The sequence below is a fragment of the Spirochaetae bacterium HGW-Spirochaetae-1 genome (genome assembly GCA_002839375.1).
Lineage (GTDB): Bacteria > Spirochaetota > UBA4802 > UBA4802 > UBA5550 > PGXY01.
In genome coordinates this window covers 235744-253011 of sequence record PGXY01000003.1, presented here as the reverse complement: position 1 = coordinate 253011, position 17268 = coordinate 235744, and the positions used below count along the sequence as shown (strand labels likewise).

Annotated in this window: 15 protein-coding genes; 13 read left to right on the top strand and 2 right to left on the bottom strand. The window is 46.7% G+C overall.

What is annotated here, in order from left to right; translation table 11 throughout:
- The first annotated feature begins 24 nt into the window (after positions 1-24).
- The 4 genes from CVV44_05710 to CVV44_05695 all read left to right on the top strand — a co-directional run bounded on the left by CVV44_05710 (position 25) and on the right by CVV44_05695 (position 3156).
- Positions 25-783 carry a hypothetical protein gene (locus CVV44_05710; protein PKL39717.1) on the top strand — a complete coding sequence of 253 codons (759 nt, stop codon included), beginning with the start codon at positions 25-27 and terminating at the stop codon, positions 781-783.
- Between the two features lie 29 nt (positions 784-812).
- Positions 813-1502: a hypothetical protein gene (locus tag CVV44_05705; GenBank protein ID PKL39716.1), complete on the top strand. Its 690-nt coding sequence runs from the start codon at positions 813-815 to the stop codon at positions 1500-1502.
- A gap of 340 nt (positions 1503-1842) precedes the next feature.
- Positions 1843-2892, top strand: coding sequence for a hypothetical protein (locus CVV44_05700; protein PKL39715.1), 1050 nt, complete (start codon positions 1843-1845; stop codon positions 2890-2892).
- Positions 2893-2967: 75 nt separating this feature from the next.
- Positions 2968-3156, top strand: a complete 189-nt coding sequence (locus tag CVV44_05695; GenBank protein ID PKL39714.1) for a hypothetical protein — start codon at positions 2968-2970, stop codon at positions 3154-3156.
- A 61-nt stretch (positions 3157-3217) separates the two neighbouring features.
- Here the strand turns inward: CVV44_05695 and CVV44_05690 are convergent, their stop codons facing one another.
- Positions 3218-5173 carry a hypothetical protein gene (locus CVV44_05690; GenBank protein PKL39713.1) on the bottom strand — a complete coding sequence of 652 codons (1956 nt, stop codon included), beginning with the start codon at positions 5171-5173 and terminating at the stop codon, positions 3218-3220.
- Positions 5174-5442: 269 nt separating this feature from the next.
- Between CVV44_05690 and gatA the strand changes: the two genes are divergently transcribed.
- From gatA to prmC, 6 genes are all read left to right on the top strand, one after another.
- Complete coding sequence (gatA, locus tag CVV44_05685; GenBank protein PKL39712.1) at positions 5443-6891, top strand: Asp-tRNA(Asn)/Glu-tRNA(Gln) amidotransferase GatCAB subunit A; 1449 nt, start codon at positions 5443-5445, stop codon at positions 6889-6891.
- Positions 6892-6913: 22 nt separating this feature from the next.
- Positions 6914-7405: a hypothetical protein gene (locus tag CVV44_05680; GenBank protein PKL39711.1), complete on the top strand. Its 492-nt coding sequence runs from the start codon at positions 6914-6916 to the stop codon at positions 7403-7405.
- Positions 7406-7567: 162 nt separating this feature from the next.
- Positions 7568-8275 (top strand): hypothetical protein, encoded by a 708-nt coding sequence (locus tag CVV44_05675; protein ID PKL39710.1) that lies wholly within the window; start codon positions 7568-7570, stop codon positions 8273-8275.
- 2 nt (positions 8276-8277) lie between these two features.
- Positions 8278-9276, top strand: coding sequence for a GTP 3',8-cyclase MoaA (gene moaA, locus CVV44_05670; GenBank protein ID PKL39709.1), 999 nt, complete (start codon positions 8278-8280; stop codon positions 9274-9276).
- Between the two features lie 238 nt (positions 9277-9514).
- Positions 9515-10486, top strand: coding sequence for a UDP-glucose 4-epimerase GalE (gene galE, locus CVV44_05665; protein ID PKL39708.1), 972 nt, complete (start codon positions 9515-9517; stop codon positions 10484-10486).
- Positions 10462-11376, top strand: coding sequence for a peptide chain release factor N(5)-glutamine methyltransferase (gene prmC / locus CVV44_05660; GenBank protein PKL39707.1), 915 nt, complete (start codon positions 10462-10464; stop codon positions 11374-11376). The genes galE and prmC overlap by 25 nt, the downstream gene beginning before the upstream one ends.
- A gap of 37 nt (positions 11377-11413) precedes the next feature.
- Here the strand turns inward: prmC and CVV44_05655 are convergent, their stop codons facing one another.
- On the bottom strand, positions 11414-11782 hold the full coding sequence (locus CVV44_05655; GenBank protein PKL39706.1) for a hypothetical protein: 369 nt from the start codon (positions 11780-11782) through the stop codon (positions 11414-11416).
- A 71-nt stretch (positions 11783-11853) separates the two neighbouring features.
- Here CVV44_05655 and CVV44_05650 point away from each other — a divergent pair, with 71 nt between their 5' ends.
- The 3 genes from CVV44_05650 to CVV44_05640 all read left to right on the top strand — a co-directional run bounded on the left by CVV44_05650 (position 11854) and on the right by CVV44_05640 (position 16968).
- Positions 11854-13383 (top strand): AMP-dependent synthetase, encoded by a 1530-nt coding sequence (locus tag CVV44_05650; protein ID PKL39705.1) that lies wholly within the window; start codon positions 11854-11856, stop codon positions 13381-13383.
- 117 nt (positions 13384-13500) lie between these two features.
- Entirely contained in the window at positions 13501-14832 is a 1332-nt protein-coding gene (locus CVV44_05645) for a UDP-glucose 6-dehydrogenase (GenBank protein ID PKL39704.1), read from the top strand.
- A 357-nt stretch (positions 14833-15189) separates the two neighbouring features.
- Complete coding sequence (locus tag CVV44_05640; protein ID PKL39703.1) at positions 15190-16968, top strand: hypothetical protein; 1779 nt, start codon at positions 15190-15192, stop codon at positions 16966-16968.
- Positions 16969-17268: the final 300 nt, after the last annotated feature.

The window sequence follows — 17268 nt, the reverse complement described above, 5'->3', positions numbered from 1 at the left end:
TATATAATTGGACGCGTGCATGCGATGAACGGAACACTTCTTTCGGTCAATAACCTCAGCTATATCGGTGAGGAAATGAACAATATTCATAATCTCACCTTTTCACTTGAATATGGCGAGAATATAGTCCTCTTTGGGCCGGAAAATTCGGGACTCGATGTTATTTTTTCCCTGATCATGGGATTCATTGAGGACTTTGACGGCGAGGTGCTCTTCAAGGGAAAGTCGGTCAAAGACTTTGATTATGTGGAGCGTCATAATTTTAAAAAGGGGATCGGATATATACACCGTGATTACGGGCTCATCAGCAACATGAACGTAGAAGAGAACATTTCTCTGCCCCTGCAGTACCACTCGCAGATGAGCAGCGTGGAGATAAAGAAATATGTGGACATGATTATAGGAGATCTGAACCTTGAATCGTGTAAAAAGTTTCGGCCGGTAAATCTTACCAGGTCGGAAATACTGAAGACGGCATACGGAAGGGCTATAGCACTTAATCCCGATATACTCCTTGTTGAGCATGCTTTCGAAAGCCAGTCTCCTCTCAATATCAATTCATTCTGGGAGGAGTTGAAAAAAAGGGCGCAGCTTGAAAATAAGGCCCATATTTTTATAACCTATGAGCCGGAAAAATATATTGATATTGCCGATACGTTCATTATGTTGTTCGGCGGCAGGAACGTGTTCAGCGGATCCAGGGACGAATTCATCAATACGAACAATCCCTATATCCACCAGTATAAGCTGAAAACGACCGTGGGCCCCATGGTCTTATTATAAAAATGCCGTAAACGGTTAAGGCGGTTACTATGGCGTCAAAAAACAGAAACGAACTCCGTGTCGGACTTTTCATTCTGGTTCCCACGGCCATTCTCTTTATCATTATCATGCTCAAACTGGGTTACAGTGTTGCCAGTTCAACCATCGATGTTTTTCTCAAGGTAGATAGTCTCACATCGGTGAAGAACGGGACCCCTGTCATGATAAAGGGCTACACCATCGGGAAAGTCGTGGATATTCAGCCCGTATACAAACCGACGCTTCATTTCCTGGCCACCATGAGGATCAATAGCGATATCGAGCTCTACGAAGACTGTTCAGCCATAATCCAGAACCAGAACGTCCTGGGTGATCCCGCCATCGATATCCGTAACCCCGAGATCCGTGGACCGCGACTCCTGGACAAGGACTGTATAGAGGGCCTGGAATTTTCCGGTCTCAATGCCATCATGCAGGATGTTCACGAGGTACTCAGCAAACTCTCCACCACGATAGGGAGTGTCAACATGATTGTGCTCGAGAGCCGCAGTAATATCCGGAGTCTTACCACCAATCTTTCAAACAGTGTGGCCAATGTGAACCGCCTCCTGGAAGACTCGCAGAAGGATATTCTGGAAATTCTGCGATCGTTCCGCGCCACGGCCCAGACCATGAATGAGATTTCCGTCGAGCTGAAGAAACATCCGGTCAAGTTCCTATTCAAGGATGGGAAAGATTAGACGCTATCACTCATTCCGGATTCCCGGGATTTTTGATTCCACCGGAGAGGGACAGATGCCAATAAATGTAAAGAATATAAATCGCTTTACATTGACTATACCCGAGTAAAAAAGGTAATAATAATTCACGCGGAGTCGCAGAGGCGCAAAGTTTTTTTAATGGTTTTATTTGAATCTCGCCGACAACTTTTAAATCAGGAACTGATATGCTTACATTGTTTCCAGCGTAACGCTTTGCGTCTTAGCGCCTTTGCGTGATTACATTTTTTAATGTTTACCTGATTTCAGGTATTGAGGTAAAATCCCAAAAATACGGAATGAGCCGAAACTATTTATTATAATGAAAATTTCAGAACTTGCCTATCTCGTCGATCCCGTAAGGGAAATGATTGACCAATACAGTATGATTCTGAACAGGTTTCGTGAGGAGACCGGCGCCTTTCTCGCCTGTAGTCCCGTTGACGCCCTGCCAGTGGAAATTGCCGCATCATTCAATCTGTATATAGGCACTCCACCGGTACATGCCGGAGCACGGGGTGCCTGTCGGAGCAGGGTACTTGAGTCTTCCATTCCCGGCTGTTATGATGCCCTTCTTGTGCCCCGGAACACGGGTCTGGAGGAGCACGGGATCGCTGCCATTCCCGTTATACCTTTCACTTTTCCCGGTGGTTTCGGCGAGGAAGCGGGTGTGGCCATTCATTCCGTCATGGATGATATTCTTCAGAAAACAGTCGGTGCATGCATTAAAGATCTCGACGTTGATAAACTTCAGGCCGTGGCCGGTGAGTATGACAATTTGCGGCGTATAATGAGGAGCATAGCGGCGAAGCGCAGGGAGGTGCCCCGAATTCTGTCGAACCGGGATCTCCTTGTCCTTTTCGAGGCAGCCGTTATATTTCCCCCATCGGTGATACTTGGGCACCTCTCGGCTGTACGGGATGCCTGTAATGCGTACGGCGAGGGTCATGATCCTGCGATGACCCCGGTTATGGTCTATGCCGGACCCATTAACGACGGGGCACTGCTCGATGACATGGAGGAGTCGGGGTTCCTTGTTGCAGAGGATGACCACTGCAACGGGCGGCGGCAGTTTGATATATCGGTAAATCCCCTTTCCGATTATATCTATTATGAAATACTCGATGCCTATACGTACAAGCCTTTATGTCCTTCCCTGCGTATAAAGGAAGAGCGTTTTGAGCTTCTGTACAAACTGCTGAGAAATTATGCCGTTGAGACCGTGGTTTTCCTCGAGGATCTGTGCTGCCCGTTTCGGAAAATTGAGATGGAATACCTGCGGGTCAGGCTTATGCGGATCGGCGTGGACCCTGTTATTGCATCGTCCAAGACAGTCCTGGATGCCCTGGAGAGGTATAAGACATTGTTGTGAACGCCATATAAAACAGATTTAAATTGCAAAGAGGCCACGGAGGCGCAGAGGCACAGAGAGGCGGATGGAGCGATAATGTATTTTAAAATAAGAATTCACATGAAGAGCGCGAAGAGAAAAAATAAAAAGAATGGATTGAACAGGAGCGCGTTGAAGGAGAGAAAATCGATTCAGTCCGCTATTGATTTTTACCCTAGGCAAAGATTTCAAACAATACGGCAAATACTGCGATATCCTGCTGCACGTACCCCGGAAAAAAAATAGAACGGTTTATCCTTCTCCCTCGGGGGGGGTTATCCCCTCCCCGGGGAGGCGGTTTTTACAATTATTTCTTTGTCATCTTGATATATTCATTTGTTATGTTAAAGGCTTCTTTCAGGAAGAGATCGTTTTCTATATCGATAGTTTTTCTTTCCTGCTCCTTGCGCATGTTTTTTTCCAGTTCTTTTTTCTTCTGCTTTTCTATCCCCGATTCCTCTTTGAGGCTTATTTCCTTGTTCTGAATCTGGGCCTTGAATTTATTTATTTTTTCAATGAGCTCCCGGTATTTTTTATCATTCTGAATCCTTCCCCGCGATGACAGGGTCAGGCGTTTTATGATCCCGTCGTTGACGGCGTCGACCCTTTTAAAAGGAGCGCTCTGTATTTTTTTCCAGTGAAGTGCATAGGTGGTTTTATCTTCACCGATGTCCCAGATAGCGCTCATGTCGGGCAGCAGAATGTCGGGGGCAATACCGTTGAGCTGGTTCGAGGTGCCGCCGGGCTGGTAGAAAATATGGGTTGTCACCTTGATGGCGCCGACGGACAGGGGATTGTATGACTGCACCGTTCCCTTGCCGAAGGTGTTGCTGGAGCCGATGATGAGGCCCCGCCGGTAATCCTTTATGGCCCCGGCCAGGATCTCCGAGGCGCTGGCGCTGAATTTATCGATGAGAATAACCACGGGTCCGTCGTAAAAAATTCCATTGTCGTTATCGTATATGACATGGGGAGGGTTCCTGCCGTCTTTGATCTGGACGATGGGACCGTTGTCTATGAAGAGACCCGCTATGTCGATTGCCTCATTGAGAAGGCCGCCGGGGTTTCCGCGCAGGTCCAGGACCAGGCCTTCGATGTTTTTCTTGATGAGATTGTCGATGTGCAGTTTCATGTCACCTGCCGAAGTCTTGCCTCTTTCCAGGTCCTGGTAAAAAGAGGGAAGATTGATGTAGCCGATGCGCGACCGCTTCCCGTTATTTTCCATGGTGTAGATGTCCGATTCGGCGTCGCTGTCCTGCAGGTTGATCTCCTCGCGTACGATGGGAATGATCATGCGCTCGGGCCTTTTGCTTTCTCCCGTATCGCGAAGTACGGTGAGTCGCACCTCGGTTCCCTTTTTGCCGCGGATTTTTTTCACCACGTCGCGAAGATCCATGTCGATGACATCGACGGGCTCATCGTCACCCTGGGCAACAGCCACGATTTTATCACTGGGTACGAGCTTGATTTCCTTCGGGAGTTTGTCCGTGGCGCCGCCGGGTATGATCGATTCGACAATAACGAATCCGTCTTCGGACTTGAGCCGTACGCCGATTCCCTCGAGTTTCAGCTCCATGGAGATTTTAAAATCCTCATGTTCGTCCAGAGTGAGAAAGTTGGAGTGAGGGTCAAGGGCCATTGAATAGGCGTTGATGAACTTCGCCAGGAGGTCTTCTGTGGTTATTTCATCAACGCGTTTTTTCAGAAGTTCATATCTCTTTCTCAGTTTTTTCTTTGAATAGTCCATGTCCTGGCCCGTGGAAATATAATTCAGGAGCTGCAGCTTTATATTTTTTCTCCAGCGCTCCTTCATTTCCTCTTTGGTTCCGGCGTAATCGATTTTTTCGCTGTCGATTATCATCGTCTCGTCCTTGTTGAAGTCAAAGGGCTGTTCAATGAGCTGATCGAAGAGAGTCATGGTTTCGGCGAATCTTTTTTTATACACCATAAAGATATCGAAAATGATGTCGTATTTGTTGGCAGCCACATCGTCATCAAGCAGGTCCTTGTGCTTGAGAAAGGTATTTATATCATCACGATAAAAATAGTATTTTCCGTAATCCAGCATGTTCAGGTAATTGTGCATGGTCCTTTCCGAGAGTTCATCGTTAAAAACATGGTATTGCACATGCATGGAAAGGAACTGGTTTACCAGTCCCGGAACATCGGATTGCTTGATGCCCTGGGATTTTTTAAAGCATGAGAAAACAAGAATGACGGTCAGAAAGGGGATGATTATTTTTCTGCTGGATAGATTATTCATTCAAAATACTCCGGTGAAACAGTAATGTTACCTGGTGTCAGGATTGTGTGTTTTCAATGTAATATATGATACGATGTCTATCTTTAAAAGGCAATCGGCATTGTTCATAATATCCATTAATATACCAGTTTAAAGGCAGCTTTGTTTCATAAAAAAGCATGGTAAAGGTAAATTTGTCAAACCGTCAATTACTATTGGTCATTTTATAAGGATTTTTTATTGACACTTGCTCCGGATTTTGTTCTTTGAACATGGTTTGGAGGAATTGAATGATCATCGGGAAAAGTCTGGATTGTCTTGCCGATCTGCTCGAGAAGGGGGATATTACCTCCGTGGAAATAGTCCGGGAGTACCTGGACCGGATCAATACCGTTGATCCCGGCATTCATGCCTTTTTAACCGTTCCCGGTGATGAGCTCCTTTCAGCTGCCCGGGCGTCGGACATGAGAAGAAAAGAGGGCAAAAAACTGTCCCGTTTCGACGGTATTCCCGTGGCCGTGAAAGACAATATAAATACAATCGGTGTGAAAACCACCTGCGCCTCCAGGATGCTGGAAAACTTTGTTCCTTCCTTCAATGCCACGGCTTATCAGAAAATGGCTGATCAGGGATTTCTCCTTCTGGGGAAAACCAACATGGATGAATTTGCCATGGGTTCCACAACGGAGACATCGGGTTTTGGTCCCACCAGGAATCCCTATGACCGGGAAAGGGTCCCGGGAGGAAGCTCAGGAGGATCGGCCGCAGCAGTGGCTTCCATGATGGCGCCGGCGGCCCTGGGCTCCGATACGGGAGGCTCCATCAGGCAGCCCGCCGCCTTCTGCGGTGTGGTGGGAATCAAGCCGACCTACGGCCGTGTTTCCCGGTACGGCCTCGTCGCCTTCGCCTCGTCCCTTGACCAGATTGGAACCTTCGCGGGAAATGTCGACGGCGCTGCCCGCATGCTCGGTGTTATTTCCGGTATCGATAAAAAAGACGGTACTTCCATCGACCGGGAAATCGATTTCGAACCGGAAAACCTTGCGCTTGATATGAATGGCATAACCATCGGTGTTCCCGATGAATATTTTCAGGGCATAGACGGGGAAATAGCGGATACGGTCAGAGCCAGGATAGAGACCCTGCGTTCCCTGGGGGCACGGATAGAAAAGATATCGTTGAAGTACACGGAGTATGCCATTCCCATATACTATCTCATTGCAACGGCCGAGGCCTCGTCCAACCTGGCCCGCTATGACGGAGTCCGCTACGGATACCGCTCCGCCGCAGCGACGAACCTGGAATCACTGTACCTGAAGTCCCGCAGCGAGGGCTTCGGTACGGAGGTGAAGCGCAGGATCATCCTGGGCACCTTCTCGCTCAGTTCCGGTTACTACGACGCCTATTATCTTAAAGCGCTGAAGGGACGGGCCCTCATCATTGAAGACTTCAGGCAGGCCTTCTCGAAGGTCGATGCCATCATAACGCCTGTTACGACCACGCCGGCCTTCCGGCTCGGCGAAATGGTGAGTGATCCGCTGCAGATGTACATGTCGGACATCCTGACCATTTCGGCCAACCTGGCGGGGATACCGGGAATATCCGTTCCCGCGGGCCTTACGACCGGGGGGCTTCCCATCGGGCTTCAGATAATGGGAAGCCATTTCCGGGAAAGGACTATTTTATCAATAGCAAAGGTTGTTGAGCAAAACAGTGAAATCAGGCCGCCCGCGTTGTAAGGCAGCAGGTGTTGCTGTCGTCATGGTTTTGCTGGTATCCTGCTACCAGTACAGACAGGTGCGTATATCCAACCCGATTTATATCGGAAAACCGGATGTAGCGGCCGGGAAAATATCAGCCCCATCCCTCACGGCGGAACCGGCTTCTAAGAAATTCGTTTTTTCCAAGAAAAAGCAATTCTGCCGTATCCTTTCATGGTCGCCACGGGCGGAAATAAACAACAGCGCCGTTGACCTGGCCCTCGCGGGAAAGCTGCCCGAAGCTGAAATATTGTTTCGCGATATTATCGAAGATGATCCCGATGATGCGGCGGCCCTTAACAACCTGGGAATTATTTATGAGATCGCCGGTGACATGAAGGCAGCCTTTGACATGTACTCGCGGGCCTGCATACTGGAGCCCGGGAATGCGGTGTTCCGTCAGAATTTCATGACGTGTATCGAGGCGCAGCATGATGTCATCATCGATAGTGATGAGCCCCCTAAATCCCCCGGAGGGGGACTTGAAGAGTAGTGCAGGTTGAGAGATAGTTAATTTACCCCCTAAGGGGGTGGCACAAGAAAATTTATGAATCGAGTGAATACCTGTGCCGGGGGCCGGTGATTAAAGATAGAAGAGATGTTTTATGTATAGATCAAGATAATGAAGAAACAGTATATATATTTAATTTTGCTAATGATTCTGATCTTCCCCCCCTGGGTGCGGGCCGAGACTGCTGTTTTCACAGAAAAAACGGAGAAAAAAGAGATCACTGTTGAAGCTGATAAGCAGGATATTTCCGTGCCGGAAAAGGTTGACAATACAGGGGACTTGAAAGACGGTGACGTACCTGTTGAGAAGAAGGATGAACCCTTCCAGAAAGGGAAAGCGGGAAGTAACCATACGGTTGATGTACAGGAACCGGTGAAAAAAAGCCAGATATCCATGCCTCTCCTTCTTGGACTGGATCTGCTCGTGCCGGGCGGAGGGCACTTTTACCGTGGAAGCTATATCATGGGCGGTACTTTTCTTACGCTGAAGGTGGCCGGAGCCTGGTCAATTTATTATTTTTATAAGGACTGGCAGTACATCAGGTCGCTTTATTTTTCGGCCAAAAAGGCCAATGCAGAGATAGATCCTGACCATGAACTGCTTTTCAAGGATCCCCGCGGCGGATACAAGACCGTGAAGGAATTCAAGAGGGACTATGACAGTGCGGCACAGAATATGACCTTCACCGTCGTGGCCAATGTTGTTGTTTATGGCGTGTCGCTCGCCATTAATTATATGTACGGCACCGAGTATAATGAAGACCGGACACCCCTGTTTTCATTTTATTATTCAATGCCGCAAAGCCCCCTGGATTGCGGCACCATGGGAGTGATGTACACGTTAAGGTATTAACTATGCTGACCGATTCCTATCTGAGAAAACATGATTACCTGAGGGTATCAATTACCGATAAATGCAACCTCCGGTGTGCATACTGCATGCCCCCCGAAGGCATCCCTTTTCTTGCCCATGATGAGGTCCTTCGTAATGAGGAGTTCGCCCGACTCATCGGGATTTTTGTGGAAATGGGCATTACCAAGATACGCTTCACCGGTGGAGAGCCCCTGATCAGAAAGGGCCTTATGAATATCATTGAAGAGACCAGGATTCGTTTCCCCGGTTTGGAACTTGCCCTTACGACCAACGGTATCCTTCTTGATGAATTTCTTGATGACCTGCACCGGCTTCGCGTACAGAAGCTGAATATCAGTCTGGATACGCTTTCGCCGGTGCGGTTCCTGGAAGTCACCAGGCGCGATGAGCTGCCCACGGTCCTGGCCAACATCGACAGGGCGCTGGAGCGGAAATTCTTTGATATCAAGCTCAACGCCGTTCTTTTCAAGGAAACGCTGGAAGAACTGGAAGACCTGCTGGTTTATGCCGGTGAAAGGGACATCGTTTTCCGCTTCATCGAGCGCATGCCTTTTTCCGATTCGGACCTGGCTGCGTCCTTCATCTCTTCGGACCTGCTCCTGGAAAAAATATCCCGCATGGGCGTTATGATACGCAATGACAGTCGCGACACGGCCGTATCGAACCGGTACGATCTGCGCATGGGCAGCGGGCTCCTGGTAAAAATAGGTGTCATACCCTCCATCACACATAAATTCTGCGCCAGCTGCAACCGGCTGCGTCTGACAGCCGACGGTTCGCTGAAAACCTGTCTCCATTCGGCCGTGGAGCACGACCTGAAAAAAGCGCTCAGATCCGGCAGCAGCGATGATGAACTGAAGGCCATTATCATGGGCGCCGTGAAAGACAAGCAAGGCAGCCACAAACTGGACTGCTATTCCGCCGATGGCGGATGCGCCGCCGTGGTCAACTCCCGGACCATGTCCAAGATCGGCGGGTAGTCATGAAAGGAATCCGTCCCCCGGCGCAAAGACCGTATCTTTTAAATGAACCGGCCGCCGCCGCCCCCGGAGGGGGCTTTTAACAGGCTGGTGTAAAATATTTATTAACCCCTCTCAGGGGTGGCGGGTATTGATAATAAACAAAGTGGAAATATATCCGCCGGGGTCCGGCGAGGGAATAGACCATTAAGTCCCCCGGACGGGGACTTAAAGAATGTGAAAAGGTTGGATCGAAACTATGAAAAAAATACTTGTTACGGGCGGGGCCGGGTATATCGGGTCCCATGTGGTGAAACTTTTGGGCAGGGCGGGATATGATGTTGTTGTCATCGACAATCTCTCCACGGGACACCGCGAGTCCGTGCTCTGCGGCGAACTTGTCGTGGGGAACATGGGAGACCGGGGCTTTGTGGATGCCGTTCTTAAGAAACACCGTCCCGACGCGGTCCTGCATTTTGCCGCCTTCATCCAGGTCGGTGAGTCCGTGGAAAAACCCATCATGTATTATCAGAATAATACGGCCAATACGCTGAATTTTCTTGAAACACTTCAGGATAACGGCATCAATAAATTCATCTTTTCATCAACGGCCGCCGTGTACGGTATACCTGAAACTGTCCCGGTAAGCGAGGAAACCCCCCTTGCTCCCATCAACCCCTATGGCATGTCAAAACGTTTCGTCGAACAAATCCTTAAGGATATATCCCTCGCCTCGGACTTCAAGTATGTGGCCCTGCGGTACTTCAATGTGGCCGGGGCCGATCCTGACGGTGAACTGGGGCAGAAGTACGAATCGGCCACGCATCTCATCACCAGGGCCCTGAAGACGGCAAAGGGTGAATTCAAAAAACTCCAGGTCTACGGCACGGATTTTCCTACGAAGGACGGCACTGGGGTCCGGGACTATATCCACGTGAACGATCTGGCCGGTGCCCATATTATGGCCCTGGAATACCTGCTGGCGGGCGGAAAGAGCGATATTTTCAACCTGGGTTACGGACACGGATTCTCCGTGCGTGAGATTATCGATGTGGCAAAGAAGGTGACAGGAATTGATTTCCCCGTGGAGGAAACGGGGCGCCGCGAGGGTGATCCGCCGGAACTTATCGCCGACAGCACGAAGATAAAAAACACACTGCACTGGAAACCGCAGTATGATGATATTGAATTTATAATAAAAACGGCATGGGAGTGGGAGAGAAGGCTATGATGGCTAAACATAATATTGCAAATTACATAGAAAAAGCTAAAAAAGAAATAGTACTTTTACCAGACAAGCCTGAGGAAACCTTTGAGAATACAATACATGCTCTTTGGCTGGCCGCTGCAGGTGAACCGGTGTCAGTTATGGAAGCCATGAAAAGAGAATTGCCGGATCTTGATGATGAGATGGAGCAGAGAATGCGATTTTTCTATGAAGAACGCTTGAAAGGGAAGCCCCTGGCCCATATTATAGGAGTTCAGCGATTTATGGGTATTGATTTTCGGGTTGGTCCCGGAGCTCTGATTCCCAGAAATGAAACGGAAATTCTTGGGAATGCAGTAGTGAGTCTGATAGAAGAATTGGGTGCAACGGAACCATTAACTGTTATTGATGTCTGCACCGGTATGGGAAATCTGGCATTATCGATAGCCTCAAGATTTCGCAATGTAAAAGTACACGGCTCGGATATTTCTGAAGAGGCAATAGCGCTGGCAAAAGAAAATGTAACACAACTGCATCTTCAGGACAGGGTTGATTTTTGTACAGGCGATTTGTTTGAGAAATTCATGGTAGAACCTTTTTTACAAACAGTGGATATTATAACATGCAACCCTCCGTATATTTCAACGTCAAAAGTGGAACAAATGCCGGAAGAAATAAGGGAATATGAACCGCGTGAGGCTTTTAGTGGTGGGACCTTCGGCATTACTATACTTACACGAGTACTGAATGAGTCCCCGCAATTATTAAAAAATAACGGGTGGCTTTGTTTTGAAGTTGGTTTAGGGCAGGGTGAGCCATTGATGAAGAAAATTGAAAAAATGAATAAATACTCGGAGATCAGACCCTATAAGGATTCTTCCGGCAATATCCGGGCGTTTCTTCTAAAAAAATAGTAAATCGGTGAATACAAAATCGTTGATGGTGAATATGCTATGAAGTTTGGATCTTGGAGTATGTTTTTTTGAATTTTATTTTATTTTCATAAAAAATTAGGATGTCAAGACCATCACGTAATTCTTCGCGGTCATCGATCTGCCATCTCAACAACCATTCTATAATGGCAGTTTGTTTTTCTTCATCGATATAGGTGTTTGTTATTTTAAAATTAAAATTTTTACTATTAAACCAGGGTCTCCATGCCCGGTATAATAATTTTTTTCCTTTTATTGTTGCATTGTTCCAGTTTTCAAAAAAAATGTCGTCGTGGAAATAATCCAATACTCCGGAAAGATCGTAAGTATTAAATTTAGATATCCAGTCAATAATGATTATTTCTATTTCATTTTTTTTGAGGTCCATAGCTGAAATCTAATTCAGCAATATATTATGAATAGTCAAGTCTTTTTAAATTTTAAATATAGAGAGGGTTTATGTTGATACATCAGTTTCTTGAAAAAAATGCTCAGCGTAATCCTGATAAAACGGCAGTCGTTTTTCAGGGAGCCAGGTTGACCTATGGGGAAATTAATGAAAAGGCCAATGTATTAGCAAACGCTTTAATAAAGGCCGGTTTGTCAAGAAATGACCGGGTAGCAATATTTTTTGATAACTCCATTGAGTCGATAATTTCGATTTACGGAGTTCTCAAAGCAGGCGGTATTTTTTCTACTATAAGTCCTACAATAAAATCAAAAAAACTGGAATATATTATCAATAATCTGGAAGCATCTTTTCTTTTAAGCCATGTATCAAAACTGGCTTCGATTAATGAAATTATAGAGCAATGTACTACTTTAAAAAAGGCGGTTATTGCCTCGCTTCCTGAAAATGAAGAGAAGAACAATATCATACTATGGGAACATTTTCTGGAAGGCTCTAGCCCCGATAATCCTGTTGCTAAAAGTATTGATATAGATCTGGCCAATATAATTTATACTTCAGGCTCAACAAAAGATCCCAAAGGTGTCATGATGACACATTTGAGTATGCGGTCTGCTGCACAATCAATAATTCAATATCTTGAATACAATGAACATGATGTTATAATTGATGTTTTACCCCTTTCTTTTGATTATGGTTTATACCAGGTGATAATGGGTTTCATTTGTGGAGCTACTATCGTGCTTGAAAAATCATTCATTTATCCCTACCAGGTCATTGATCGAATTAATAAAGAAAAAGTTACAGTTTTCCCCATCGTTCCGACTATACTCTCATTATTATTCCAGCTCAAAGATTTGGAAAAAATTTCATCTCCGGATTTGCGTTGCATTACGAATACTGGAGCGGCATTACCCGTCTCACATATAAAAAAGTTGCATGACTACTTTCCAGGGGTAAAAATTTATTCAATGTACGGCCTTACTGAATGTAAAAGAGTTTCCTATCTTCCTCCTCATGAGATATTAAATCGACCCACGTCGGTGGGGATAAGCATGCCCAATCAGGAAGTATTTATTGTTGATGAAAATGGGAATAAAGTAGGTCCTGGTATTATCGGTGAACTGGTGGTCCGGGGAGCCAATGTTATGAAAGGATATTGGAAGTCCGAGGAAGAGACTGCAGCGAGGTTAAAGCCGGGAGTTTTACCGGGAGAGAAAGTATTATACACCGGTGATTTTTTTAAAATGGATGACGAGGGATTTCTGTATTTTGTTTCGCGCAAAGACGATATAATAAAAACCAGAGGGGAAAGAGTAAGCCCGAAGGAAATTGAGAATACTCTGCATGAAATAGATGGTGTTGCAGAAGCTGCGATAATTCCTGTTGCCGATGAAGTGTTGGGAAATGCGATTAAAGCCTTCATTGTTAGAGCGAAGGATGGCTCGGTAGAGGAGAATGATGTTATTAATTATTGTAAAGCGAACCTGGAAGTATTCATGGTACCCAAATATGTAGAGTTTATTGATTCTTTTCAGAAAACCAGTTCAGGGAAGATAGATAAAAAAGTATTAAAATAATTGGGTCGGAGTTATTGTGTAAATTTTTGAATTTGAAGTAATGGTGGACTGTCTATATCACATCGATAATTATTTTTAGTTATAAAGTATATTGCAATTCTTTAGGAGTAATTGATTATGAAATTAAGTGTTGTAGGTACCGGTTATGTTGGCCTTGTCTCAGGGACCTGTTTTGCCGAGATGGGAAACACGGTGTACTGCGTTGATACAGATGAGAAAAAAATCGAGGGATTGAAAAAAGGTGTCCTTCCTATTTACGAGCCCGGCCTCGAGGATCTGGTCCTGGAAAACAGCAGGCGCGGTACTCTGAAATTTACTACGGACATTAAAGAGGCCCTGGATAATACGAAGATCATATTTATAGCTGTGGGAACTCCCATGGGCGAGGATGGGAGCGCTGACCTGCAATACGTGCTGTCTGTAGCACAGTCCATCGGCAGGAATATGAGTCATAATATGGTAGTGGTTGACAAATCCACGGTGCCTGTTGGAACGGCTGATAAGGTGAAGGCAACAATTCAGAAGGAACTCGATGCAAGAAAAAGCAATCTGAAATTTTCAGTGGTCAGTAATCCGGAATTTCTTAAAGAAGGTGCTGCAATCGAAGATTGTATGAGACCCGATCGTGTAGTCGTTGGCGTTGATGATGATGAAGCGCTTGAGACAGTAAAGGAACTCTACACACCCTTTACCCTGAACCATTCCCGCTTTGTGGTAATGGACATCAGGAGTGCCGAAATGACGAAATACGCCGCAAACGCCATGCTGGCCACGAAGATTAGCTTCATGAACGAGATGGCCAATATCTGTGAACGTCTGGGTGCCGATGCAAACATGGTGCGACTGGGTATAGGGTCTGACAGCAGAATCGGATATAATTTTATTTATCCCGGCGTTGGATATGGTGGAAGCTGTTTTCCCAAAGACGTTCAGGCTCTTCTGAAAACCGCCCGGGATCATGGATATGAACCAAGGATCATTCGTTCGGTGGAAGAGGTGAATTATGAACAGAAGCTGCTTCTTGTCAGCAAGGTGATCAGACGATTCGGTGAGGACCTGAAGGGAAAAACCTTTGCCGTATGGGGACTGGCCTTTAAGCCCGGTACTGATGACATGCGCGAGGCCCCCAGTATCGCCATTATAAATGAACTGGTACAACGCGGAGCCGCAATCAAGGCCCATGATCCCAGGGCTATAAAGGAAGCTCGGGAATGTTATCTTAAAAAAGTGACCAATATTGAGTATCATGACAGCAAATACGACGCCCTGAACAAAGCCGACGCCATGATCCTTTTGACGGAATGGAAGGAATTCAGGAGCCCCGACTTTGATGAGATGATACTTCGTCTTAAAACGCCTGTTATATTTGATGGAAGGAATCAGTATAATTTCCAGCGGCTGAAAGAAAAGGGCTTTGAATACTATCAGATCGGCGTGGCGGATCAATGAGTGGTATTGGGATTTTTTAAAATTTAGTTTCTGAATGAAGCACAGATACCTCCGGTGAAAGGACCTTTTGTTATAACATACCGTCCTCCACCACCCCCGGAGGGGGCTTAAGACCCCCTAAATCCCCCGGAGGGGGACTTGTAAAGAGAAAAGTCCATTCGCCGGGGTCCGGATGGGCTCGGTAAATAATTTATACCTGCCGGACATATTAAACCTTGACAACTATAGAGTAAAAAGTAATATTTGGCACTCATAAATCATAAAAATAAACAGATTTATCAGCACTCGACATACATCATATATGCCATTATTCAATGGCGAAAATCCGGGTAATATCAGATCGAAAACAAAGACCATATGTTCTACAGATACAGTTGCATACTCCTGTTGCTGAGCGCCCTCATAACCTCCTGCTCGGGCAGATATATCGGCCAGTACGAAAACGGCAAACGCCAGGGCAAGGGTTATTGCCTCTATCATAATGGAAATAAGTATATCGGCCAGTGGAAGGATGATAAAAGAGACGGCTACGGCGTCTTTATCCTGGGACCCAAATCCCCCTGGGCTGGAAACAAATACGCCGGTGAGTGGAAGGACGATAAGCGTCACGGGAAAGGGACCTATTCCTTCGCCGATGGTACTGAGTATGTGGGCGACTGGGAGAATGATTTTATGCATGGCTATGGCGTCATGACCTACTTTGATAATTCCGTGTATAAAGGCCAGTGGGCTAATGGATGGAAGACAAAGGGGGAGTATAGTCTCGGCGAGGGATCACGGTGGGCCGGAGGTAAATATACCGGTGAATGGCTCAAGGACCGGATGCACGGGAAGGGAACCTATATCTACGCCAACGGGAACCGGTATACGGGGGATTTCGTAAACGGTGTTCGCCAGGGGACCGGCCTCATGGAGTTTGCCAACGGCGATCGCTACGAGGGAGAGTGGTACAACGACCAGATCCGGGGCCAGGGAACCTACCGGTTTAAAAACGGTAACGTGTACGCGGGCCAGTGGAAAAACGACATGATGAACGGCCGGGGCGATATGAAGTATGCCGACGGGCAAAGCTATTCAGGCCAGTGGGAAAACGATATGCGCCATGGTATCGGAACGCTCAGCAATAAAAAAAGTGAAGTGGTTTTTTCCGGCGAGTGGAAATACGATATGCAGGTCGAGCCTCTGGAAAAGGGCGATATCGATGCGGGAAAATGGCGTAGCGGCGAGCATGCCTTCACCTTTGAGAGTGGAGATACTTTTACAGGAAACTGGAACGACGGCAAGCCTGACGGAAAAGGAGTTATGGCCTACGCAAACAGCGATAAATATGATGGTCAGTGGAAGGATGGCATGAGGCATGGCCGAGGTGTCTTTGTCCATGGTGAAAAGTCGCGATGGTCGGGGAACCGCTACGATGGTGAGTGGAAGAACGACAAGATGAATGGGAAGGGGACCTACACCTACGCCAACGGCAATAAATATACGGGCGAGTGGAAGGACGACAACATGAACGGTACGGGAATCATGACCTACGCCAACGGAGAACAGTACAACGGTCAGTGGCTGAACGGCGATAGGCACGGTAAAGGATCTTATCTGTATCCCGATGGGAAAAAGGTCGAGGGAGAATGGAAATATGGTATCCTCGCGGCCACCGCCGAAGAGGAAAAGATCAATCCGAAACAGTATGAAAACGGCATCCATACCTTTGTTTTCGATAATGGCGATAAATATACAGGACAATGGAAGAACGGCAAGCCCCACGGAGAGGGGACCATGATCTATGAAAACAGCAATGTCTACACCGGGACCTGGAAAAAGGGAAAACGGGAAGGGAAGGGTGTGTATACCCATGGACCCAAGTCGCGGTGGGCCGGGAATAAATACGAGGGCGACTGGAAAGACGATTACATGACGGGTCAGGGAACCTACATGTATGCCAACGGCAATAAATACACGGGCCAGTGGGTAAAGGATAACATGGAGGGGCAGGGCACCATGGTCTATTCCAACCACGATACCTACACGGGGCAGTGGAAGGACGGTGTCCGTCACGGCAAGGGTGAGTATCGCTATTATATCGATGGCCGCGTGGAAAAGGGGAAGTGGGAGGAGGATGTGTTTGTTGATGAGTGAGGAAGATTTCACAGGAAGAGCAAGAAGGTGTAATAATGAAAAATGTGCCACAGAGGCACGGAGAGCTTTTTGGAGCGATAGCGTTGATAAAAAGAGGGAAAAGTAAGAGTGTGAAGGTATAAATAATTTCACTGCTGTCCCATAAAAATGGGGGTATAAATAAAAAATGCTATTAATCTCACTGTTGTTTTGTATTATTGAAGTCGCCAAACAAACAATAATCAACAGTTTGAGGAGATTAACAGCATGTTCAAAAGTAAAACGGTCTTATTACAAATGCAATCATTTATTTCTGGATAT